Below are 24,933 nucleotides of genomic sequence, written 5' to 3'. Positions count from 1 at the left end.
AAGATAAAAAATGGACATAAAAGGGTATTTTTTTAGCCAATTGAAAAAGTTTAAATGAGTTCATTGTAAAAAAACAATGTAGACATTCCATGCAGGTATTTAAATTTAACCGCTTACGTTTGAAAATGAATCACAAATTCAAAATTAGTTTTACTTTTTTTATTTTAATTTTGGGGTTTTCTCCTTTTAAAATAGAGGCTCAAAATATCACTATAAACTCAGGATGGCAGTTTGTTTTAGATGATAAAACGTCTCAAAATTGGGAAACAGTAAATATTCCACATACTTGGAATAAAGAGGATGCTTTTGATGATGAAAAAGGATATCACAGAGGTGTTGGCTGGTATAAAAAAAAACTTTATTTTTCTGCTGAAAGCAAAAACTTAATCCATTATATTCATTTTAAAGGTGTAAACCAAGAAACTCATGTCTATGTAAATGGCCAACTAATTGGTAATCACAAAGGTGGTTATACAGCATTTAATTTCAACATTACCAAATGGTTAAAATTTGATGCTTACAACTTAGTTGAAGTAAAAGTTGATAATAGCCATAACCCAAACATTCCACCACTTGATGCAGATTTTACATTTTATGGAGGCATATATCGCGATGTTGAATTAATCTCTAAACCCAAACAACACATCTCGCTTTCAGACTTTGCATCTGATGGGTTTTATGTGAATTATTATAGTATTTCAGAAGAAAAAGCAGGTGTAGAAGTAAAAATATTAATTGACAATTTTGAAAATAGACAAATAAACAATAAGCTTAAAGTAACTCTTTTAGATGCAAAAAACACAACGATTTTTGCTAAAGCTTTAGATTTTAAAAGCAGTGCCGAAGCTTCAGAATCGCTAAATATTAAATTTTCAGAAATATATAATCCTAAATTATGGTCACCAGAAAACCCATATTTATATAAATTGCATATTCTGCTTTTAGATGAAAAAGAAAACGTTTTAGATGAGAAGCACCAAAATATTGGTTTTAGATGGGTAAGTGTTGATGCCGATAAAGGCTTCTTTTTAAACGGAAAACCCATAAAACTAATTGGTGTAAATCGCCATCAAGATTATCAGGGTTATGGCAATGCAGCCCCCATAGAGTTTCAAAAGAAGGATATTCAACTTATAAAGAATATGGGATCTAATGTCCTTAGAAATGCACATTATCCGCAATCACAAGAGTTATACGATGTATGTGATGAACTTGGAGTTCTGATCTGGACAGAAATACCTGTAGTTAATAAAGTAACCAATACAAAAGAATTTTTTGATGTGAGTTTGAATATGCAAAAAGAGCATGTAAAACAGTACTACAATCACCCTTCGGTAGTGATGTTTGGTTATATGAATGAAATCTACCTAAGATTAGCTTTTGACGGTAAATCAACCAAATTAGAAAAGGAAAATCAAAAAAGAGCAGCTTTAGATTTAGCCAAACAATTAGAACAATTAACACGAGAGTTAGCCCCAAACCATATTACGGTTATGGCAGGTCATTTAAATGAATTGTATAATGAAACGGGAATAGCGGATGTGCCTATGCTGTTTGGTTGGAACCTATACTTTGGTTGGTACGACAAAGATATTCCAGATTTAGGTGTGTTTTTAGATGACCAACATAAACGCTATCCAAATCGTTCTTTATTGCTTTCTGAATATGGCCCTGGATCAGATATTAGGATTTTCACCAAAACACCTAAAAAGTTTGATTTTTCAATTGAGTATCAAGCAAAACTACATCAGTCCTATTACCAACAGATTATGGAAAGAGATTACATGACAGGAATGACTGCATGGAATTTTGCCGACTTTGGCTCCGAATTTCGTGGTGACGCCATTCCTCACATTAATCAAAAAGGGTTAATACAATTCGACCGAACACCAAAACCCATTTACTATTGGTATAAATCAATTTTAAATAAAGAACAACCTTTTGTTCACATTGCCACAAACTATTTTGATGGTTTAACATTGTTAGGCGATGATACTTATCCTGTTCAAATATATTCTAATCAACAAGCTGCTGAACTTTTTTTAAACGGCAAAAAAATAAAGGTAGTAATATTTGAAAACGGTGTGGCAAATATTGATTTACCTTTTATTAATGGCATAAATACGATTAAAGTTGTTTCAGCAACTGTTTCAGAAGAAAAAAGAGTAGAAGTCTTAAAAATTGAAACTTTAGATTTTCAAACATTTTCACGTTTTGGAATCAATATAGGGTCGCATTTTTACTTTACCGATAAAGAACACCAAATCACTTTTGTTCCAGATCAGCCTTATAAAGAAGGATTGTTTGGACATGTTGACGGGAAAACATATAACTTAAGCAAAGACAAGCACCAAGGCATTCCGTACGGTATAAAGAAAACAAATTCCGAGCCTTTATTTCAAACCATGTTGGAAGGCTGTACCAACTATAAATTAAACATCCCAAACGGTAGATATAAAGTGAATCTATTCTTTGTAGAACCCAAAATAAAATCTACTGAGAATATTTACAATTTAAAAGTATCTACCCAAATATCTAAAAACAAAATAGAACAACGTGTTTTTAATATCCTTTTAAACCAGACATTAGTTGAAAGTCACTTTAATATGGCAGAGCAATATCCAGAAAAATATGGCATTATAAAATCGGCTATAATAGGTATTAAAAATAATGAAGGATTAACTATTTCCTTACAATCTATTGAAGGCAAACCACTGATAAGTGGTATTTTAATTGAAAAATTGAATTAAAGATGACGCATAAACTTTTAATGATCTTCTTTTGCATAAGTTCTTATGTGGTTTCGCAAAACAAAACAACATACACTTATGCCATAAAAGGCTCTGATACTTTAAAACTGGATGTATATAGTCCAAAAGAAATAAAAGCCAATGACAGCTTACCTGTTTTACTTTGGATGCACGGAGGAGGGTTTGCTGGCGGCACAAGAGATCATCCACAAGAGCAAAAACTAGTAGAATATGTTACCACCAAAGGCTATATTGGTATATCAATCTCTTACAGGCTGTTACTAAAAAACTCAAAAACAGGTTCGGGTTGTGATTGTCCAAAAGCTTTCAAGCTGGAAATATTTAAACAAGCCGCCATTGACTATTTAGATGCTACCAAATTTATAATTGATAATAAATCAATGTTACAAATAAACCCAGAGAAAATCATTGCTGGCGGTAGTAGTGCTGGTGCCGAGAGTATTTTAAATGCTGTTTATATGAAAGCGTATTTTGTAGATGATTTAAAAAGATTTAAAGATGTAAAGTATGCCGGTGTTATCTCTTTGGCAGGTGCTTTAGTGAATGCAGAATATATTTCTAAAAGTAATGCCTTACCAACGGTTTTGTTTCATGGAACAGATGATCCTTTAGTTCCATTTGCAAGCGCACCTCATCATTATTGCTCAGCTGAAAAACCAGGGTATTTATTACTGGATGGTTCTGAAACCATTGTTAAAAAATTTGATGATTTAGGAACCCCTTACTATTTCAATAAAGTTATTGGTGGAAAGCATGAATTATGTGCCATTCCTTTTGACCAATTAGATACGATCATGCAGTTTTTTGAAAAAACAGTATTTAATTCTGAAATCATTCAAACAAAAAAAATAATAACAAAGAATTAATGAAAAAACTACTAGTCTTCATTTTAATTGCAAGTATATTTCATTCCTGTAAGCATGAAAAAAAAGAAACTATTGTTGATGCACCTAAAAAAAGACCCAACATTATTTTCATCATGGCAGATGACCATGCAACACAAGCCATTAGTGCATATGCACATCCAATTAGTCAGTTGGCACCGACACCAAACATTGATAGAATAGCTACAGAAGGTACTATTTTTAGAAATAATTTTTGCACAAACTCTATCTGTGGCCCCAGTCGTGCGGTTATTTTAACAGGAAAACATAGCCACATTAATGGCTTTAGAATGAACGGAAATCGTTTTGATGGCAGCCAACAAACCTACCCAAAACTTTTACAAAAAGCGGGATATAAAACGGCGATGTTTGGGAAATGGCATTTGCATGGTCATCCGGAAGGTTTCGATTATTGGAAGATACTTCAAGATCAGGGTAATTATTACAATCCGGATTTTATATCGTTAAACCAACAAACAAAAAAAATAGATACCACTAGAGTTATTGGTTATGCAACAGATATTGTAACCGAAGACGCCATACAGTATTTAGAGGAAATCAAAGGTAGTGACCAACCATTTATGCTTATGGTGCAACACAAAGCACCTCATAGAAACTGGATGCCTGCTTTACGGCATTTAAATTTATATGACACCATTCAGTTTCCAATACCAGATACCTATTTTACAAATCATGAAGGTTCTTCTGCATCAAAAGAACAATATCAAACTATTTACAGAGATATGTATGAAGGCCATGATTTAAAGATGGCCAAGAAAAAAGGAAATCCAGAATTAGCACACAATCCCTGGAAAACAGATTTTGATCGTATGACACCAGAGCAACGAACAACTTGGAATGAAGCCTATCAGCCTAAAAATGATGCATTTCATGATGCTAATCTATCTGGAAAGGATTTGGATTTATGGAAATTGCAACGCTATTTACAAGATTATTTGGCAACCATAAAGGCTGTTGATGAAGGTGTTGGTAAAATTCTGGATTATTTGGAAGCTAATCATTTGGCAAAAAACACCATGGTAGTTTACACCACAGACCAAGGATTTTATCTGGGCGAAAAAGGGTGGTTTGATAAACGTTTTATGTACGAAGAATCCTTAGCAATGCCTATGTTGATAAAATACCCCGGCGTTATAAAACCAGAGTCTGAGATTACGGCCTTAACACAAAATCTTGATTTTGCAGAAACTTTTCTTGATTTTGCTCAAGTAGAAATTCCAAAAGATATGCAAGGAAAATCTTTAAAGCCTTTGCTCGTAAACACTATTGAAGATGATGATTTTAGAGATGCCATATATTATCATTATTATGACTTTCCTGCGTTTCACATGGTTAAAAAAATGTATGGCGTAAGAACTAAGCGTTATAAGTTAATTCATGTATATGATGATATCGACGAATGGGAGTTGTATGATTTAAAAAAGGATCCCAATGAGATTCATAATTTGATAAATGATGTTGATTATAATAATATTGAACAAAACCTTAGAGTAAAATTAAAAACGTTACAAACTCAATATCATGTAACAAACAAAGAATTTGAGCGTGCTAATCCTGAACAAATAAAAAAAAGCTATAAAGGTTTTGAACGCTTAAGAGGTCAACCGATGGAAGCTTATGAACATTAATATTTAAAACCATGTACAAATTTATAAGTCTATTTATAACAATATGTGTATTCTTTTCCTGTTCTGAAAAAGTAATTGAAACTACAGTAGTCTCTCCAGATGAACAAATAAAAGTTTCCTTCTTTCTTTCTAAAAAAAACGAGCCATCATATAGAGTCAACTTTAAAAATAAAACTATTATTGATTCGTCTAAAATGGGATTTGAATTAAAAGAGGCCTTACCATTAAATTCAAATTTTAAAATAGTAAATGTTCAGGAATCAACAACTGATGAAACTTGGGATATGGTTTGGGGTGAAGATGCACAAGTACGTAATCATTATAACGAACTTAAAATTGAGCTAGAAGAAACCTCAGAACTTAAAAGGCAGTTAAATATCATCTTTAAGGTGTATAACGATGGAATAGGCTTTAGATACGAATTTCCAAAACAAGACCATTTAAATAACGCCGTTATTACGGATGAAAATACCGAGTTTAATCTCACGGAAGACCATAAAGTATGGTGGATTCCCGGAGATTGGGATATTTACGAGTATTTATACAATACCACCAAGTTTTCAGAAATAGATGCTTTAAAATATTACGAACCTGGAACACATTTAGGGCAGACTTATGTTCCCGAAAATGCTGTAAATACGCCCGTAACAATGAAAACAAATTCTGGGGTTTATTTAAGTTTTCACGAAGCAGATTTAACCAATTATGCAGGTATGACTTTAGCAGTTAATACGGCAGACTTAAAAATGAAAAGCGAATTGGTTGGCAATAATGAAAATATAAAAGTCAAGCGTCAAACACCTTTTAAAACACCTTGGCGCACCATTCAAATTTCAGATAGAGCTGGCGGTTTAATAGAGTCTAAACTCATTGTAAATCTTAACGATCCAAATACGATCGGTGATATGCCATATTTTAAACCCACAAAGTATGTTGGTATTTGGTGGGATATGCATATTGGTACAGGAAATTGGGATTACTCCGGTAAATATCATGCTGCCAACACCAAATATGCCAAAGAAATGATTGATTTTGCATCAGAACATAATATACATGGTATGTTGGTAGAAGGCTGGAATATTGGTTGGGAAAAATGGTGGGATAAAAAGAATAAAAAAGTACCTTTCGATTTTGTAACACCTTATCCGGATTATAATTTGGAAGCTATCGTAAACTACGGAAAATCTAAAGGTGTTGAGTTGATCATGCATCATGAAACCTCAGCAGATATTACGCGTTACGAAACTCAATTAGATACCGCTTTTGCATTAATGAAAAAACTTGATATCCATTCGGTTAAAACAGGTTACGTAGGTAGCATTATTCCTAAAGGCGAATATCATCACGGGCAGTATATGGTAAATCATTATCAAAAAGTTTTAGAAAAAGGCGTAGAAACCCATGTAGCAATAAACGCTCACGAACCTATTAAAGCGACAGGAAAAAGACGCACTTATCCAGTTGCTATTTCTCGTGAAGGCGTTCGCGGTCAAGAATATAATGCTTGGTCTAAAGATGGAGGCAATCCACCAGAGCATTTAACTATTGTGCCTTTTACAAGAATGTTGGGGGGCCCCATAGATTATACACCAGGGATTTTTAACACCTCCTTGAGCCCTTATAAAACAGATAATCAAATTAATACAACATTAGCCCATCAGTTGGCTTTGTACGTTATTTTATACAGCCCAGTACAAATGGTTCCGGATTTAATAGTACACTACAAAAACCACTCGGCTTTTCAATTTATCAAAGATGTTGGTGTGGATTGGAACGCTTCTAAAGTTTTGAATGCCGAAATAGGTGATTTTATTACTGTTGCGCGACAAGAAAAAGGAACAAAAAACTGGTTTGTTGGATGTATTACAGATGAAAATGCCAGAGTAATCAAAGTAGGTCTGAATTTTTTAGATGAAGACCAAGTATACGTTGCTAAGCTATACAAAGACACTCAGGATTCACACTATATGAACAACCCTGAAGTTTATGACATTTCAGAACAGGAAGTAAGCAATAAAACAGTTTTAGAACTTAAACTAGCTCCTGGAGGAGGATGCGCCATATCATTAATACCTAAAGAATAAATTAAACACTATGAAAAAAATGAGTTTTTTAATGATTCTATTTTGCTACTTCGGAGTGCTTTTTGCCCAAGAAGAAACCAAAATAATGACCTACAATATTAAGTTAGATCACCCCAAAGAAGGTAAAAACAGCTGGGACAACCGCAAAAGTTTTATGATGAAGCAAATTAATTTTTATGAACCGGATGTTTTTGGCGTACAAGAAGCTTTACCAAATCAGATGACATATATGGACAGCACACTCATAGATTATAATTATGTGGGCGTAGGTCGTGATGATGGTAAAAATGCCGGCGAGTATTCAGCCATTTTTTATAAAAAAGAAACATTTAGGATAGTAAAAGGCGCTACGTTTTGGTTGTCTGAAACTCCAGAAAAGGTATCTATGGGTTGGGATGCTGTTTGCAACCGTGTTTGTACATACTCGCTTTTAGAAAATAAAAAGACGCATACCCGTTTTTGGGTATTCAATACTCATTTTGATCATGTTGGGAAGTTAGCGCGTACTGAAAGCCCTAAACTCATTCTTCAAAAAATAAACGAATTGAACACTGAAAATTGGCCTGTAATATTAATGGGCGATTTTAATTTGGAGCCCAAAACGGAACAAATACAATTTATCAAGAAACACTTAAAGGATTCAAAAGAAGCTTCAAAAACGACTTCTTTTGGGCCGTCTGGAACTTTTAATGGTTTTCATTTCAATGAACCTGTAACAAGACGCATTGATTACATTTTTGTAAGTGATAATAGCATCAGGGTAAACAAATATGCAGTATTAAGTGATTCTAAAGATTGTAAATATCCTTCAGATCATTTACCTGTTTATATAGAAATACAGCTAATAAAAACTAACTAAGATTTAAATTATGAATAAAAAAACTTTTCTATTACTAATAACAGCAGTATCTGCATTAGGTGGATTACTATTTGGCTATGACACAGGTGTTATTAATGGCGCTCAATTTTATTTAAGTAAACATTTCGATTTAGATTCAGCAATGAAAGGTTGGGTTGTAGGAAGTGCACTTCTGGGTTGTTTGATTGGTGCTATTGCCGCTGGTCCACTAAGTATAAAATTTGGCCGGAAACATTCTTTAATAGTTTCTGCTGTATTATTTTCAGTTTCAGCCTATGGTTCTGGTTTACCATCCATTTTTCCTGAGTCGGTTTCTTTACTCGTCGTTTTTAGAATCATTGGAGGTCTTGGTATTGGTATTGCCTCTATGAATGCTCCTATGTACATTGCTGAAATTGCACCGAGTAACATACGAGGAAAAATGGTTACCTATTACCAATTGGCAATAGTTATTGGTTTTTTTGTAGTGTTTTTGGCAACTTATTTTATTGGAAATAGTTTATCAGAAACACAAAATATTGCGTTTGGATGGAAGCGTATGTTTTGGTCAGAATTAATTCCCAGCTGTTTATTTTTAATACTGTTATTCTTTGTACCTAAAAGTCCACGATGGTTAACTCTTAAAGGAAAAGATGACGATGCTTTAATAATTTTAACTAAGATACATGGTGCATATCAAGCAAATAAAGAAATTATAGAAATAAAAGACTCTCTTAAAGTAGATGATAAGCATATTAAGGTAAATTATTTTTCAAAAATAATACTAGGAATCATTGCTATAGGTACCACATTATCTGTATTGCAACAGTTTACTGGAATAAATGCCGTATTGTACTATGGTGCAGATATTTTTGAAAAAGCACTAGGTTTTGGTAAAGAAGACATTTTAGCACAACAAATACTTCTAGCTTTTGTTAATCTGATATTCACTTTTGTGGCGATGTTTACTGTAGATAAATTTGGTAGAAAACCATTAATATATATTGGATCTATAGGTATGATCGTTGGTTTCTTATTATTAGGAATCACGTTGCAACAACAATCTGTAGGTATTCTATCGTTGCTTGGTGTGTTAATTTTTATAGCTTCATTCGCGCTTTCTATGGGGCCTGTTGTTTGGGTTTTACTTTCAGAAATGTTTCCAAATAAAATACGTAGTGTAGCCATGTCTGTTGCAGTGGCAGCACAATGGGCAGCAAACTATGTGGTTTCACAGTCTTTTCCAATAGTTATGGATAGTGACACAAATAATAGCGCCATCTGGAATGGTTCTTTACCATATTTTATATTTATCGCATTTATTATGATTATTATGGTTGTAACTTACAAATACATTCCCGAAACAAAAGGAAAATCCCTTGAAGAAATTGAAGGATTCTGGCAAGAATAAACCACTATGGATTGGAAATCCATAGTTTTAAGTAAAGAATAAAATTCTTTTTTTGCGATTACTTGTCATTCCTGCGAAAGCAGGAATCCATACTAGAAAAGAGTGGATTCCGCATCAAGTGCGGAATGACAAAACTATCTTTAAAATTTATAGAAACTAAAGTAACTGCAATAAAATTGCAGGGTTTTAACCTTTAACTGGAAAATAAAAAAAGAAACTCAGGATCATTTGTGATACCAAATGGTTAAAAAATCATTTCCTTAAAACCTTCTTTATATCATAAATCAGTATTGCCTAATTGCTTATAAAAATTAATATATTGGGTATTTTGAGGGTTAATTTCTAATAATCTTGAAGCGATATTTTTCGCCTTCTCTATATCTTTATTCTTTGAATATAAATATGCTAGCGTGTATAACAAACTTTCATTTCGATGATCTATTTTTAAACCATTAACCAATGCTTTTTCTGCCTCTTTAAAATTATTCATTTTGTCATATAACAAACTTAAATTATAGTAACATCTAATGTTTTGGGGCATATATCGTATAGCTTTTTTAATGTTCTCAATAGCGTCCTCAGTTCTATTTAATTCTGCCAGCAATAAAGCATAAGAATAATAGGTCGGACCGTATTCCGGCTCTTGTTCAATAATCATTTTAAAAGCATTTTCGGCTTCTGTATACTGTTGATTCGTGTAATAAAGGTTCGCTAAATTGATTCTTACATTATTATTGATGTTATCTATAGCTAAAGCACTTTCATAACCTTGAATAGCTTTTTGTAAATCACCCTTTTTAAGAAAATGATTGGCCCGTTTTATACGTCCTCCAACAAAATCAGCGTTGATATTCAAATAGGCTTCAAATTCACTTTTAACACTATGATAAACACCTTTATATTCAGCAGGGATTTGAAGTGCATCCAACGCACTTATAGCGAAAAAAGCCTTCACTCTAACCGATCGTTTACTGTCCTTTAATAAAGGTAAAAAGTAATTCACATAATCGGTCGTGTTGATTTCACTCAATACATCAATGGAAGCACCTTTAACTAATGAAGACTCATCATTTAAAAAACTTAGAAGGGCATCAATAGACTCTGAAGTTAAATAATTACTCATAGCTCTTACCGCTGAAGCTCTTGCTATTTCAGGATAAATAGTGTCTTTGGCCAACGTTTGTAAAGCGGTCATTCCATTCTCTGCTCCAGTGAGACCCGGAGCTAATAACTCTGAAAAATGGGTATAGTCGGGCACACCATATTGGATTTTAAAATTTTCCCAAGCCCAATCGTCACTTTTATCTTGATGACATTGAGTACATGCATTTGGTACATTATATTTAAGGCTTAAATCTGGTCGTGGAATTCTAAAACTATGATCGCGTCTAAAATCATTACCCATATAGTACTTCCCTGTCATATGGCAATTAATACATTGTGACCCTTCCGAATTTTGACTATGAAAGTGGTGCTTTGGTGTATCATAATCCTCTGGAACGTGACATTGAGCGCACAAATTATTACCTTTAAATTTAAGTTCAAGCGAATGTGCATCATGACAATTTGTACAGGTGACATCATTGTGATACATCTTACTTTGCACGAATGATCCATAAACATAATCCTCATCCAAGATTTGACCGTCAGGATGATAGATTCCTTCGGTGATTAATTGCGGATAATAGTGATCGAGCATAGTCCCTTCGAAGTTGTAATTCCCAGAAATCTGCTCTCTTCTCATATGACATCTAGCACATTGATCAACCAATTCCTTTGGACTAGTATCCAAAGTCATTTTCATTTTCCCAGAATTTTTGTAAGCATCTCCTAGCCTACTAACATCAGCTACATGATTCTTTCCTGGTCCATGACAGGCTTCACAATTCACATTGATTATTGCAAACTTAGTATCGTAGCTATGTGTTGTTTCGTTATAATTCTCTCTGACATTAGTCGAATGGCAATCGGAACACATATTATTCCAATTTAATCCGCCTCGAGACCAATGCAGCCATTCAGAATGTACCACTTTAAAGTCCGGGTATAAGTCGAACCATTTATTTTTTTCAGAATCCCAAGCAGTTCTTAAACACTGGTAATGTCCATCGGGAAATTTAACAATGTACTGTTGTAGCGGTGTTATTCCAAAGGTATATTCAATTTTATAATCGTGATTTTTCCCATCAGGCCCTTCTGTATTAACATAGTAATCCCCATCTTTTTTAAAGAATTTCGATAGGACGCCCTGACTTTTAAATGTGGTATTAAAATTAGCTAGAACTGTAGAATCAGAAATGGTTTGCATCGCTTTATCATGGTGAGACCCTTCCCATGATTTAAACTGATCCTCATGACATTTTTTACACGCAACATCTCCTAAAAAATGTTCATCTGGGATGACATTGGCAGATATAAAAACAGTATCCTTTTGGTTGATATACTCAGACTTTAGCTTATCCTTACATGAAAGGATAATTATCATATAAGTCAATAACAGACCAATTGTTTTAGGACTGATGTTTTTCATATTTTTTATTTCTTAATTCCACAAAAAGCCTTTTACACTTTGAAGTAGATATAGGATTTCAAAAGTAAACAAAAATTGACCATCACTTTTTTATCTACATGGTAATTTTAATGCATATTCGATTATTTCAACAAATATCTTTTTAAAATAGCAAATGTATCTGAATTAATAATACTATCATGAGTGGCAAATGTTACAGAATATATGTAGAGCTCATTTAAGAAACTGCTTCAAAAACTCTAAAAGTATCAAATGTCTATATAAATGGTAACTGATTTTTTATAACTATTTATAGTGTTAAGGTAATTTTGTATGTATAGGTGTCATACCAGTTCTATTAACTACTAGCATATAAAATAAATGAACTTAAAAAAGAGTTACAAATTGAGTATTATAGGATTAAACAGATTTTATCTTGTGGGGATATGTCTACTATTTATATCTCCTATCGCATGTGTTGGTAAACACACGAAAGAATCTAAAGTAGTTGATATTGCAAAACAACCCAATATACTGTTTATACTAACAGATGATCATGCTTCTAAGGCCATTAGCGCTTATGGTGGTGGATTAAATGAAACCCCAAATATAGATCGATTAGCAAATGAAGGTATCCGTTTTGATAGATGTTTTGTCAATAATTCTATTTGTGGTCCAAGTAGAGCAGCCATACTTACTGGCAAATTTAGTCATATCAATGGATTAACAGATAATGGGATAAAATTTGATAATACTCAGGTAACTTTTCCAAAACTTTTACAACAAGCCGGATATTCAACAGCCGTTGTTGGTAAATGGCATTTGGGATCTCAACCTTCTGGTTTTGACTATTGGAATGTCCTGCCTGGGCAAGGTGATTATTATAATCCTGAGTTTATTGAAATGGGGGACACAACTGTTGTAAAAGGCTATGTAACAGATGTCATTACAGATATATCTCTTAAATGGTTAAAGAAAAGAGATGCCAATAAACCATTCTGCCTACTCTATCATCACAAAGCACCTCACAGAAATTGGATGCCAGCTCCCAGACATTTAAATCTTTATGACTCTATAAATTTCCCTGTTCCAGAATCTTTATTCGACGATTATAAAAATAGAGGTACAGCAGCTAGGACACAAGAAATGGAAATTGATAGACACATGTATCCTATTTGGGATTTTAAACTAGCTACACTTGCGGAAATGGATGCATATATTGCATCCAACAGATATAAAAACAAAAACGATAACGGTCTGGATTCCAAAAGCAAAAACATGCTGGAAGCTAATGATAAAAGTGCAGATTTGGCCAAGTTTTTAAGAGTTTACGAAAAAATGACCGTGGAACAGAGGAAAGCGTGGCATAAAGCATACGACCCAAAAACAAAAGCCTATAGAGAAGCTAATTTGAATGAAAAAGAAAGGCTTGAATGGAAATATCAACGTTATGTTAAAGATTATCTACGCTCTGTAGCCGCAGTAGATGAAAACATAGGAAAAATGATTAAACATCTTGAAGAAACAGGTGAATTAGACAATACTATTATTGTATACACATCCGATCAAGGGTTTTATTTGGGCGAACATGGATGGTTTGACAAACGATTTATGTACGAACAAAGTTATGGTACCCCATTAATTATCAGGTATCCCAAAAAGATAAAAAAAGAAACTGTTAGTAAAGCGCTTGCCATGAATATTGATTTGTCCCCTACTCTACTGGATTTAGCAGGCATTGAAATCCCTGAAGATATTCAAGGAGCATCTCTGACACCTATTTTAGAAAACAATGGAACCGTAAATAGCAATTGGAGAAAAGCGACTTATTATCATTATTATGAATATCCATCATGGCATTCTGTAAAAAGACATTACGGTATTAGAACAGAACGGTATAAACTCATCCATTTTTATAATGATGTTGATGAATGGGAATTATATGATTTGGAAAATGATTCTCAAGAACTCGATAATATTTACCATCAACCAGAAAATAAGGCTTTAATAGATGCTCTCAAAGATCAGTTAAAAGAACTTCAAATAGAATATAAAGATTTAGATCCCACAGAGCAGAAAATAAAGTTTTTTCAAAAATGATACAATGCTTAAAGCCTATTTAAGCAACTAATAAAATATTTAGATTAATAGTTTACTTGATAATTGGATATTTGTGGTGAATTAATTTCTCCTTCTTTTTTTCGTGGCATTCCTAAATCATACGGAGAAGGAGGCATCCACTCACTTTTTACGCCTTCAATTTTCATAGTTCCCTTTGGCTTTAAAGTTGCAAACGCATATAGGGGATCTTTATAGCCAGCAATATGATGAAGATTACCATACTGTTTGTACAACTCCTTTGGAAATCGTTCGGTCGTTGTATAATTCTGTGACCATTGGTAAGACATGCTATTTATACCAATATAGTTTATATCATTTTTCTGATGGTGGAAATCTATATGACTATGGCCACTTATGCAGCTAATTACTTTTTCTTTTTGTTTTTCTATTATTCTTTGTAAGATCAAACGGTTATTTACACTATGCCATAAACTTTGATGTGAAAATACAATAGTCGGTAATCTTGTAGCCTCTAAATCGGCTTTAAACCATTCTATTTGTTCATTGTCTATATAAGTTCTAAATTTCGAATCTACATAAAAATTAGCCCTTTCATAATCAATAAACTTGCCGTCTTGAAATAAAAAATTGGCATCTAAAACTATAAAGTGATAACCACCTAAATCATACGAATAATAAGCTTTTGGCATGCCCCAAAAATTCATTATTTCTTGTTTAGACTGTCTATCCATATCATGATTTCCCAAAATATGATATTTAGTACCTTCAAATGTTTCCCATATTTTCAAAAACGCTTTATTCTTTGTTTCTCCAAAACAAAAATCTCCCATCTGAATAATAAAATCAACTTTTCGCTTTTGAGCTTCATCAATAAACGTCTCAAGGCGTTGGTCTGCGTCTGGCATCAAATCTTTATGAACATCACTAACAATCCCAAAACTTAACTTTTCAGTTTTTTTGTCTGATGAAATACCTGGCGTAAAAGATAATAAAGTTGATGGCAACATGGTTGCTGCCATTCCAGCACTTATCTGACTAATGAATTTTCTTCTTTTCATACTTTATTCGCCATTTAACTCCAAATTTAGTAATTATAAGTACATGATTCAAACAGTTAAACACTAAATCGGTATAAACTTCGGTTCTGCAATTATTAAGAAATTGATGAGTTCATTGTCTACTTTAAAATGATTCTTTAAATAGATTTTTTTATTGTTAGATAAAACAACGAAAATGAGACGGTCTAAAAAGTGTTAGGAACTAAAAATTGTCCCACCGAGTGCAGCGTTAAGATTTATATGCGCCTAAAAATGATAACGAACAAAGGCTTCCATAGCTGCATAATTAGCTAAACCAAGTTTGTTATATTTTTCTGCTGTATCTTTATTTATATCTTCTGCTCGTACCCAAAATTCTCTTGAATCTTCTCCTTGAAACATCACATCATCTTTTTGTGTTTGATGGAAAAAAATGGCTTTTCTTTTTCTCAATATTTGTGTAGGGCTCATAGGGACTGCCATTTCTATTTCGTGGGTACTCCAAGAGTTCCAAGCGCCTCTATATAGCCATACCCAGCAATCTTTCATATAGTCCTTCGATTTAAGCTGACTTAGTGACTGAAACAAAACATTTAAACACATTCTACGTGTTCCGTGTGGGTCATCTAAATCTCCGGCAGCATAAATCTGATGGGGCTTAATTTTATCAATAATAGCATTCATTATTGAGATATCATGCTTATCTATTGGGTTTTTCTTAATGATACCCGTTTCATAAAATGGTAAATCGAGGAAATGAACATTTTCGTCTGGTAATCCCAAAAACCTAGTAGCTCCAAAACTTTCACTTCTTCTAATATTAGCCTTTAATTTTCTAATCTCTAAAGAATCGTAATCATTCGTCGTTTTCTCTTTTAAGGAACTGATTATATCTTTAAAAGCCTCTTCGCCAGAGATACTATCGGCTATTTCTGCAACCTTTAAAGCTTCATAATCTGGTACAGCAATATTTCCGGAAGTCTGATAAGCTATGTGCACATCATGTCCTTGAGAAATTAAGCGGTCTATTGTACCTCCCATCGAAATGACATCATCATCAGGGTGAGGGCTAAAAATAATAACTCGTTTTTTTATTGGTTTTTCTCTTTCAGGTCTATGACTATCATCTGCATTAGGCTTACCTCCCGGCCACCCTGTAATAGTATGTTGTAATTTATTAAAGGCCTGTATATTAAGATCGTAAGATGTCGTTTCTTGGTTTAAAAGTTCAGACATCCCTGAATCATTATAATCTTTATCCGTAAGTTGCAATATGGGTTTGTTTTTTCGATCACATAACCATATAATGGCCTTATGCATGAGTGTTGGGTTCCATTTTACAGAACCTACTAGCCAAGGTGTACCAATTCTTATTAAGTTAGTAGCAGCTTCATTATCTAGTACAAATGTTGTATTAGAATGTTCCTGTAAATAAGTTGCTGGAATATGAGAAAGTATGTCTCCTTCTATAGCCTTTTTAACAATTTCAGCTTTATTTTGTCCCCAAGCAAGTAAAACTATACGTTTGGCTTTTTTAATAGTACCAATACCCATGGTTATTGCTTTCCTTGGAACATTCTCTATGCCTTGAAATGCAGGTCCGGCATCTACTCTTGTTATGTGATCAAGCGTAATACTTCTTGTACCGGAATTAATATGTGAACCTGGTTCATTAAATCCTATATGCCCTGTTCTACCAATACCTAACAGCTGAAAATCTAGTCCTCCAGACGATAAAATTTTATCATCATAGGCTTGACAATAAGCATTAAGATCTTTTGAAGCAACCATACCATTAGGAATGTTAATATGCTTTGGATCTATATCAACGTGATCAAAAAGGTGTTGATGCATGAAGTAGTAATAACTCTGGATGTTTTCTTTTTCCATTGGAAAATATTCATCCAGATTAAAAGTAATTACGTTAGAAAAACTCAACCCTTCTTCTTTATGCATTCTTACCAGTTCTTCATAAACTTTAATTGGCGATGAACCCGTAGCCAGCCCCAAAACACACATCTCATTTTTTTCAGCTTTTGCTTGTATCAAGCTAGCAATCTCTTCTGCTATAACTATTGAAGCCACTTTTGAATCATTAAAAATCACATTATGAATTTTTTCAAAACGCGTCTCTTCAAATTGACCAACAGGTTTGTGTTTTATGTCCTTTACATCTAGAATTGTTTTCATACTAAACTTTAATTTTAATGTATCTCATTACTATTATAATGGTTATATGATACTTTTATAATGTGATTATTTTTTCCAATGTATTCAAATAAAATTATAAATCAAACAAACTAGGTAACCACAAACTCAATTGCGGGAAATAGGTCACTAAAAACAAAGCAACTATCATAGCAATGAACAAAGGTAATAAGGGTTTAATTACTTTTTCAATAGTTGTGTTTGCAATACCTACTCCTACAAACAGCACGGAGCCTACCGGAGGTGTACAGAGTCCTACACTTAAATTCATGACCATAATAATTCCGAATTGCACAGGATCCATACCTAGTTTAGTAATAATTGGTAAAAATATAGGTGTAAAAATTAATACGGCTGGTGTCATATCCATAAAGATACCAACAAACAATAATAATAAATTGATAATTAAAAGAATAACAATTGGATTATCACTAGCTCCTAATAATAAATTACTAATATCTTGTGGGATGTTTTCATAAGACATGACCCAAGACATACTCATGGAAGCACCAATTAATAGCATTACAATAGCTGTAGTACCACAAGATTCTAATAATATTTGAGGTAGATCTTTACTTTTAATTTCTTTATACCAAAACCCTAATATTAGTGTATATAATACCGCTATAGCTGAAGCTTCTGTGGCCGTAAAAATACCGACAACTATTCCCCCTATTACGACAACAAGTAACATTAAACTAGGAAATGCACTTACAAAAGTTCTAGCTACATCCTTTAATGAGCTTCTTTTTCCTATTTTATAACCTTTCTTTTTAGCCCAAAATGAGGCCACTATCATAAGAAATAAACCTGTTAGAATCCCTGGAATATAACCAGCTAAAAATAACGCTGCTATAGAAACGCCACCACTTGCCAATGAATACACAATAAGCACATTACTTGGGGGAATGATCAAACCAGTTGTTGATGATGTTATGTTTACGGCCGCTCCAAATTCTTTTGAATAGCCTTCTTTTTCCATTTCTGGTCCTAAAATACTTCCCATTGCTGAAGCTGATGCCATTGCAGAACCAGCAATGGCTCCCATTAACATGGCTGCAATAACATTTATAAGTGCTAAGCCTCCTGGAAGTGAACCTACTAGGGTTTTAGCAAAATCAATAAGGCGATGCGCAATACCTCCTTTGTTCATGAGTTGTCCAGAAAGCACAAAAAATGGAATAGCCAGTAGTGCAAAACTATCTAATCCCGTAGCTATTCTTTGAGACACGGTTGTTAGCGCTGGAAGCATCGAAATGCTTGTCATCATTGTTAATAACGATGAAATAGCAATACTCCATGCCACTGGAACACCTATAAACAATAATCCTATAAAACTAATAACTAAAACGAGTATTGGTAAGTATTCCATTCTTTATTGCTTGTTTAATATGTCCGAAATTTTGTAATAGATAATTAATAAACCACTAATAGGGATTACCAAATAAACGACTGCTAAAGGAATTTGCAGTGCAGGGGAATATTGTTCTAATGTAAAAGTTATATACACTAATCTTACCCCACCAATAACCATAGCAAAAAAACAAAACAATATAATAATGCTATTTGAAATTATTTTAAGCTTTTGCTGTCCTTCTTTGTTTAATCTAGTAGGCAGTAAATCTATAGCAACATGCATTCTTCTACCAGAAATATATGCAGCCCCAAGAACACCAACCCAAATCATGAGATATCTTGCAAGCTCATCTGTAAATGAGCTTGGAGTACCAATCACAAACCTTGTAAAAACTTGCCACAATACATTAACGACCATAACAGCCATAATAATGACTAGTACAGTACTCAAAATCCGATCTATTTTATTTCTTAATATCATATTTATTGAACTTCTTGAATTCTTTTAATCAAATTGTACACGGGTATATCGTCTTTATATTCCTCATATATAGACTTTACTTTATTTTTAAAAGATGATTTATCTGGCCTTACCACTTCAACACCAGCTTTCTTTACAGCCTCTAATGCTTCTAGCTCCGAGGTTGCCCATAGTTCTCTTTGATATTGAACAGAGGTATCAACTGCCGACTGCAACCAACCTTGCTCTTCATCAGATAGATCCTTCCATAAATGAGTGCTAATAATCAAAACGTCCGGTATCGTTGTGTGCTCATCTAATGTATAATATTTGCATACTTCATAATGCCTTGAAAGGTAGAAACTGGGAGGGTTATTTTCTGCCCCATCTACGACGCCTTGCTGCAAGGACGTGTATAGTTCGCCCCATGAAATAGGTGTTGGTGAACCCCCTAATTTGTTAACCATATTCATAGCTGTGACACTCTCCATGACCCTAATTTTAAGTCCTTCCAAATCTTTTGGTGTTTGTATTGGCTTTTCTTTAGTATAAAAGCTTCGACTTCCTGAATCATAATACCCTAAACCCTTCAGCCAGTATTTTTGCCCCCCATCCAACAGTTCTTTACCAATATCTCCATCTAGTACATTAAACGTATGGGCACGGTCTTTGAACAAAAATGGTAACCCAAATACTTTCATATTTGGTGAGAAATTCTCCATGACTGCTGCCGATACTTTGGTCATCCCCAAACTACCAATCTGTAATAGTTCTAGGCATTGCCGTTCTGATCCGAGTTGTTGGTTTGGATAAATTTCTAATTTCAATGCTCCTTTAGAATTTTTATCCAATTCCTCGCCCATAAGCATCATAGCTTTATGGACAGGATGGCTCATGTCTAATCCGTGTGCTAATTTGATTGTCTTTTGTTTCTGTAAAGTATCACAAGAACTAAACAAGAGTAAAAAAAGTAAAAAGCTAAGGACTATTGGAAGTCTCTTCATAAATGGTTGAATTCTTTAATTATTTTCTAACAGACTTAATAATTTCTAAAGCAGATTGTACACCTTACTCTAATTTATTATAATCTTTAATTATCAATAATATCTTTTGGTACAAGTTTAGATCCCATACCTACTCAAGTTACATCGGCATATTTCCATAACTTGGCTCATCTATATTATGTGATTTTAGCTATGTTTTAAATAATCCAATAAATTTATGTACAATCAAGTTTATAGAAATTTCAGTACTTCAAAGTTAGCTAGAAGCCACATTAAACCACTTTGTATATGTTTCATTTTATAGGTCTAAATGTTACTTTCTAGATAAACAATTGAGTGCATAACATGTAGTGTATTCTATTTTACAGGAAAAGTGCTATTAATTAATCTCTTCTGTCTTTATTTTTTCTAAATATGCCGAAGGTGAAACTTTATACTTTTTCTTAAAACATTTCCTAAAATAACTTGCATCTTGAAATCCGATTTTATAACAAATCTCATTAATATTATAGTTTTCCTTTTCTATTAACTTAGTTGCTACGGATAATCTAAAATCTCTAATAAATGTTACAGGACTTTTCCCCGTTATCTCTTTGGTTTTCCTATATAAATGCACTCTACTTAGCCCCAATTCTTTACTAACAGAATTAACATTAAGATTTGGATCACTGATATGATCTCTTATATAATCAGAAAGTTTTTTTAAGAACTTTTCATTTGCTGGAGAATTATTTATTTCAGAATCTTCCAGAAAAATTTCCTGTCTGGCATGACTATCAATATCAATTTTCGATTTAATATTATTTCTAACTTTAGATTTTAAAACGTCAATGTTAAAAGGTTTCGAAATAAAATCATCAGCACCAGTGTCATAACTTTCTAATTCCAATGTTGACGCCGTTCTGGCGGTTAACAAAATAACTGGAATATGCTTTGTTCTAGGATTTGATTTAATCTTTTTACACATTTCAATACCAGAGAGTTTGGGCATCATGATATCAGAAATAATGATGTCTATATGATCCTCACTAGCTATCTGTAAACCTAACTCTCCATTTTCAGCAACTTTAATATTATAATCAGCTGAAAAGCTTTGTGCCAAAAAGTTTCTTAAATCATGACTATCTTCTACAATTAGCAAAGTAAATTCCTTATCAAGAGGGGTATCTTCAACATTTACAGAAGAACTAGACGAGCTACTTTTTTCACTTTCCATACTTAAACTAGCACTTTCCTTCTCTTCTTTTGAATAGACATCTTCCATAGGGATTCCGATGGTGAACTCCGCATATTGGTTTACTTTGCTGTTTACATGAATATATCCTTTATGCAATTCAATTAAATTCTTTGCCATAGTAAGTCCAACACCTGATCCTAATTTATCATTTTCGTGCGAATGAGTTGTTTGGTAAAACCTATCAAATATGCGTTCTATATCCTTTTTTTCTATACCCACACCAGAGTTATAAATACTTACTTCAATAAAGTTTATGTCGGACGTTGAAATGTTTTTTGATATTTTCACAGATACTTTCCCTTTTTCCGGAGTATTTTTAAATGCATTAGAAAGTAAATTATATAATACTTTTTCAATTTTATTTTTATCAAATAAAAAATTGTCATTCGAAACACTAGAAGTAAAAGAAAAACGAATATCACTAGACTTAGCATATTCTTTAAATGACGACACCACCTCTTTAACAAAAGGCACGAATGGTTTTTTTGACACTTTTAAGGAAACTTGACCACTTTCAATACTTCTAAAATCCATTAATTGGTTTATAAGTCGCAACATTAAATCAGCATTTTTTTTGATTAGTAAAAGCTGATTATGGTATTTAGATTCTTTTAGCGTACTAATAAGTTCTTGTAAAGGAGCATGAATAAGTGTAAGAGGGGTTCTGAACTCATGTGAAATATTTGTAAAAAACTTTAGCTTAAGTTTTGTTAATTTTTCTATTTGATTTTTTTCTAGCTTTTCTAGCTTTAAATTATTTTCTAGACCAAGTTTTATTAAAAAGTATTTTCGTATTATAAAAAATAAAATAAAAGCAAAAGTTAAATAAATGAGGTAAGCCCAAATTGTTTTCCAAAAAGGAGGGCGCTTGATAATATTTAAGCTGATAACTTTATCATTCCAAATGCCATCAATATTTGCAGCTTTTACTTTAAAAGTATAGTCTCCTGGGCTTAAATTCGTATAGGTAGCTGATGTTCTATTTCCAACATAATTCCAATCAGACTCTAATCCTTCCAATTTATAGGCATATTGGTTTTGCCCTGGCTGAAAATAATTTAAAGCAATATAGTCTATTGAAAATATATTTTGCTCATGAGAAAAAGTTATTGATTTAGTTTCATCAAGAGGAGTTTTTAAAAGACCACTTTTATCGTTTGGTTTAACCGTTTTATTAAATAATTTTAATTGTAGTAAAGTAATGTCCGGAACATTTGGGTTGTCTTTAATATGATCTGGTATAAACCCCATAAAACCGTTAAATCCTCCAAAAAAAAGTAATCCACTGGAATGGTGTAATGACGAATTATTGTTAAGCTCATCTATAGGGATACCGTTTGAATATGTATAGTTTTTAAAACTATTCTCTTCTGGGTTCATTTTTGATATTCCTGTAGGAGTAGCAACCCATAGTTTTTTTTCACTGTCTTCTTCAATACTGTATATAATATCGTTTACTAAACCATCTTTTAAAGTATAGTGTTTAAAAGTTTCTTCTTCTGGATTGATTAAATCGAGCCCAGCACCATAAGTTCCTATCCAGATACGGTTTTTAGAGTCTTCAAAAATTTCATTAATATAATTATGACTAATACTATTGTCATTATTTATTGTATGTGTATATTGTTTTATAGTATCACCATCAAAAGCAAGCAACCCATTAGTTTTAGTTCCTATCCAAACAATATTATTAGAATCTTCACAAATACAAGTAATGCTAATATTTTTTGCTGCACTCTTTATTTTTGGGAGTTGAATATTACCTATTTCTTTTGTCTTGGGGTTATACACACACAGCCCATTATCTGTACCTATCCAAATTTTACCTATATGGTCTTCTAGTAATGACAAAATGGAATTACTTTTTAAACCGCTTTGAGCACCAATGTCATAAGTAAATTTCTCAAGTTTATTATTATCTAAATTTACTACTAATAATCCTTCTTGAAATGTTCCAATCCACAAATTCCCTTTTCCATCTACTAAAAGGGATTTTATTGTTTTGTCTATAATTGGTTTATTATTAAAAAAAGTAATTCTTGAAACAGTTTGCTTTGAATGATCAAAAAAGTTAAGCCCACCTCCTTCAGTCCCTATCCAAATATCTTTATTTTGATCTTCTACCATGGGACCAACAACATTATAGCTTAAACTATTTTTATTAGTATTACTATGCTGAAAATGTATAAATTCATTTGAAGTTAGATTAATAATATTGACGCCTCCAAAATATGTTCCTGCCCATAAAAGCCCCGAGTTGTCTAAAAACAAAGAGCGTATTGAGTTATGACTAATACTATTTGAGTCATCAGTAACATTTTTATATACTGTAAAGTTGCCTGTACTGGTATTATAATGGCTAAGCCCATTATACGTTGCAATCCACACATTCGAATCTTCATCAAAAACCAAAGATCGAATTCTATTATGTGATAACGTATTAGAAGCCCCAACATCTGCTACAATGTGCGTAAAAGTATCATTCTTATCTAAAATACTAATGCCATTATCCTTTGTACCTATCCATAATTTTCCATCTTCACTTTCTGCAATTGACGTGATTTGATCATCTCTAATACTCATAGGATTTGAAGGTTCATTAAGAAACCTTCTAAACTTTTGACTTTCACCCAAAAACTTATTCAATCCATTGTATCTAGTACCTACCCAAATATTATTTTTAGAGTCCTCGAATAAAGCAAATACTTCATTACCACTTATAGAATTTGGATCTTCTTCAAGATTGTAAAATGTTGTAAAAGTATTTTCGTGCCTCTTTTTTACATTAAGTCCATTTTCGGTTCCAACCCAAAGATCCCCATTGTCGCTAATTAAAATAGAGAGGATTTTATTATCAGATATAGATTTATCATTAGTTGGTATATTTTTGTAACACTTAAAAGTTTGGTCTTTTTGATTAAAGGCATTTAGACCATTTTGAGTTCCAACCCATAAAACACCATCTTTATCTTCGACAATTGTATTAATATAATTATTACTTAAAGAGTTAAAATCATGTGGGTTATGCCTAAAAACTTTGAAATTATAACCATCATATCTATTAAGACCATCTCTTGTTCCTAACCAAACATAGCCTTTGCTGTCTTTAAAAATAGACATAACACCGTTTTGTGATAAACCATCTTTAACAGAGAGGCGAGTAAAAGATATATCTTGGTTTTGAGAAAAAACGCCTATACAGCAAAACCATAGTAAAAGGAAAAAACGCTTATGGTTTAATATATAAATATGTTTCATGCTTAGGGTTTTCATTTTTAATTATTCTTATATACTCGCGTATTAATTGATAGAAATTAAATTTAAGTCATTAGAATCAATTTTTAAATACAATTTTCAAGCTTTTTTCTCAAATGTATCATCTAACCTTTAAAAAAGTAACATG

14 protein-coding genes are annotated in these 24,933 nt (G+C 32.7%); 7 read left to right on the top strand and 7 right to left on the bottom strand.

Going from position 1 to position 24,933, the window contains the following annotated elements; all coding sequences use genetic code 11:
• The first annotated feature begins 125 nt into the window (after positions 1–125).
• Genes Q4Q47_RS14220 through Q4Q47_RS14195 form a run of 6 tightly spaced genes read left to right on the top strand, consistent with a single transcriptional unit; the run spans position 126 to position 9,637 of the window.
• The gene (locus Q4Q47_RS14220) at positions 126–2,750 is read left to right on the top strand and encodes a glycoside hydrolase family 2 TIM barrel-domain containing protein (RefSeq protein ID WP_303307313.1); all 2,625 of its coding nucleotides are present in this window, start codon (positions 126–128) and stop codon (positions 2,748–2,750) included.
• Positions 2,751–2,752: 2 nt separating this feature from the next.
• Positions 2,753–3,637: an alpha/beta hydrolase gene (locus Q4Q47_RS14215; RefSeq protein WP_303307312.1), complete on the top strand. Its 885-nt coding sequence runs from the start codon at positions 2,753–2,755 to the stop codon at positions 3,635–3,637.
• Entirely contained in the window at positions 3,637–5,304 is a 1,668-nt protein-coding gene (locus Q4Q47_RS14210) for a sulfatase family protein (RefSeq protein ID WP_303307311.1), read from the top strand. Before Q4Q47_RS14215 ends, Q4Q47_RS14210 begins: the two co-directional genes overlap by 1 nt.
• 11 nt (positions 5,305–5,315) lie before the next feature.
• Positions 5,316–7,388, top strand: coding sequence for a glycoside hydrolase family 97 protein (locus Q4Q47_RS14205; RefSeq protein WP_303307310.1), 2,073 nt, complete (start codon positions 5,316–5,318; stop codon positions 7,386–7,388).
• A 10-nt stretch (positions 7,389–7,398) separates the two neighbouring features.
• Entirely contained in the window at positions 7,399–8,247 is an 849-nt protein-coding gene (locus Q4Q47_RS14200; RefSeq protein WP_303307309.1) for an endonuclease/exonuclease/phosphatase family protein, read from the top strand.
• Positions 8,248–8,257: 10 nt separating this feature from the next.
• Positions 8,258–9,637, top strand: coding sequence for a sugar porter family MFS transporter (locus Q4Q47_RS14195; protein ID WP_303307308.1), 1,380 nt, complete (start codon positions 8,258–8,260; stop codon positions 9,635–9,637).
• A gap of 277 nt (positions 9,638–9,914) precedes the next feature.
• Here Q4Q47_RS14195 and Q4Q47_RS14190 read toward each other — a convergent pair whose 3' ends face one another.
• Positions 9,915–12,167: a tetratricopeptide repeat protein gene (locus tag Q4Q47_RS14190; RefSeq protein ID WP_303307307.1), complete on the bottom strand. Its 2,253-nt coding sequence runs from the start codon at positions 12,165–12,167 to the stop codon at positions 9,915–9,917.
• Positions 12,168–12,527: 360 nt separating this feature from the next.
• Between Q4Q47_RS14190 and Q4Q47_RS14185 the strand changes: the two genes are divergently transcribed.
• Positions 12,528–14,246 carry a sulfatase family protein gene (locus Q4Q47_RS14185; protein ID WP_303307306.1) on the top strand — a complete coding sequence of 573 codons (1,719 nt, stop codon included), beginning with the start codon at positions 12,528–12,530 and terminating at the stop codon, positions 14,244–14,246.
• A gap of 44 nt (positions 14,247–14,290) precedes the next feature.
• On the opposite strand, the gene Q4Q47_RS14180 is transcribed toward Q4Q47_RS14185, so the two are convergent.
• The 6 genes from Q4Q47_RS14180 to Q4Q47_RS14155 form a co-directional block, all read right to left on the bottom strand.
• Positions 14,291–15,286, bottom strand: a complete 996-nt coding sequence (locus Q4Q47_RS14180; protein ID WP_303307305.1) for a metallophosphoesterase family protein — start codon at positions 15,284–15,286, stop codon at positions 14,291–14,293.
• 246 nt (positions 15,287–15,532) lie between these two features.
• Positions 15,533–17,455 carry a glucosamine-6-phosphate deaminase gene (gene nagB, locus Q4Q47_RS14175; protein ID WP_303307304.1) on the bottom strand — a complete coding sequence of 641 codons (1,923 nt, stop codon included), beginning with the start codon at positions 17,453–17,455 and terminating at the stop codon, positions 15,533–15,535.
• Between the two features lie 94 nt (positions 17,456–17,549).
• A complete protein-coding gene (locus Q4Q47_RS14170) occupies positions 17,550–18,845 on the bottom strand; it encodes a TRAP transporter large permease (RefSeq protein WP_303307303.1) in 1,296 nt (431 codons plus the stop codon).
• Between the two features lie 3 nt (positions 18,846–18,848).
• Entirely contained in the window at positions 18,849–19,280 is a 432-nt protein-coding gene (locus tag Q4Q47_RS14165; protein WP_331497731.1) for a TRAP transporter small permease, read from the bottom strand.
• A gap of 32 nt (positions 19,281–19,312) precedes the next feature.
• A complete protein-coding gene (locus Q4Q47_RS14160) occupies positions 19,313–20,293 on the bottom strand; it encodes a TRAP transporter substrate-binding protein (RefSeq protein WP_303307301.1) in 981 nt (326 codons plus the stop codon).
• A 379-nt stretch (positions 20,294–20,672) separates the two neighbouring features.
• Complete coding sequence (locus Q4Q47_RS14155; RefSeq protein WP_303307300.1) at positions 20,673–24,788, bottom strand: hybrid sensor histidine kinase/response regulator transcription factor; 4,116 nt, start codon at positions 24,786–24,788, stop codon at positions 20,673–20,675.
• Positions 24,789–24,933 lie beyond the last annotated feature (145 nt).

Origin of the sequence: Flavivirga spongiicola (assembly GCF_030540825.1) — a bacterium.
Lineage (GTDB): Bacteria > Bacteroidota > Bacteroidia > Flavobacteriales > Flavobacteriaceae > Flavivirga > Flavivirga spongiicola.
This window is presented reverse-complemented; position numbering and strand designations above follow the sequence as displayed.

Coding starts and splice junctions, on each gene's coding strand:
- Q4Q47_RS14220 (WP_303307313.1), top strand. CDS start 126: ATGAATCACAAATTCAAAATTAGTTTTACTTTTTTTATTTTAATTTTG.
- Q4Q47_RS14215 (WP_303307312.1), top strand. CDS start 2,753: ATGACGCATAAACTTTTAATGATCTTCTTTTGCATAAGTTCTTATGTG.
- Q4Q47_RS14210 (WP_303307311.1), top strand. CDS start 3,637: ATGAAAAAACTACTAGTCTTCATTTTAATTGCAAGTATATTTCATTCC.
- Q4Q47_RS14205 (WP_303307310.1), top strand. CDS start 5,316: ATGTACAAATTTATAAGTCTATTTATAACAATATGTGTATTCTTTTCC.
- Q4Q47_RS14200 (WP_303307309.1), top strand. CDS start 7,399: ATGAAAAAAATGAGTTTTTTAATGATTCTATTTTGCTACTTCGGAGTG.
- Q4Q47_RS14195 (WP_303307308.1), top strand. CDS start 8,258: ATGAATAAAAAAACTTTTCTATTACTAATAACAGCAGTATCTGCATTA.
- Q4Q47_RS14190 (WP_303307307.1), bottom strand. CDS start 12,167: ATGAAAAACATCAGTCCTAAAACAATTGGTCTGTTATTGACTTATATG.
- Q4Q47_RS14185 (WP_303307306.1), top strand. CDS start 12,528: ATGAACTTAAAAAAGAGTTACAAATTGAGTATTATAGGATTAAACAGA.
- Q4Q47_RS14180 (WP_303307305.1), bottom strand. CDS start 15,286: ATGAAAAGAAGAAAATTCATTAGTCAGATAAGTGCTGGAATGGCAGCA.
- nagB (WP_303307304.1), bottom strand. CDS start 17,455: ATGAAAACAATTCTAGATGTAAAGGACATAAAACACAAACCTGTTGGT.
- Q4Q47_RS14170 (WP_303307303.1), bottom strand. CDS start 18,845: ATGGAATACTTACCAATACTCGTTTTAGTTATTAGTTTTATAGGATTA.
- Q4Q47_RS14160 (WP_303307301.1), bottom strand. CDS start 20,293: ATGAAGAGACTTCCAATAGTCCTTAGCTTTTTACTTTTTTTACTCTTG.
- Q4Q47_RS14155 (WP_303307300.1), bottom strand. CDS start 24,788: ATGAAACATATTTATATATTAAACCATAAGCGTTTTTTCCTTTTACTA.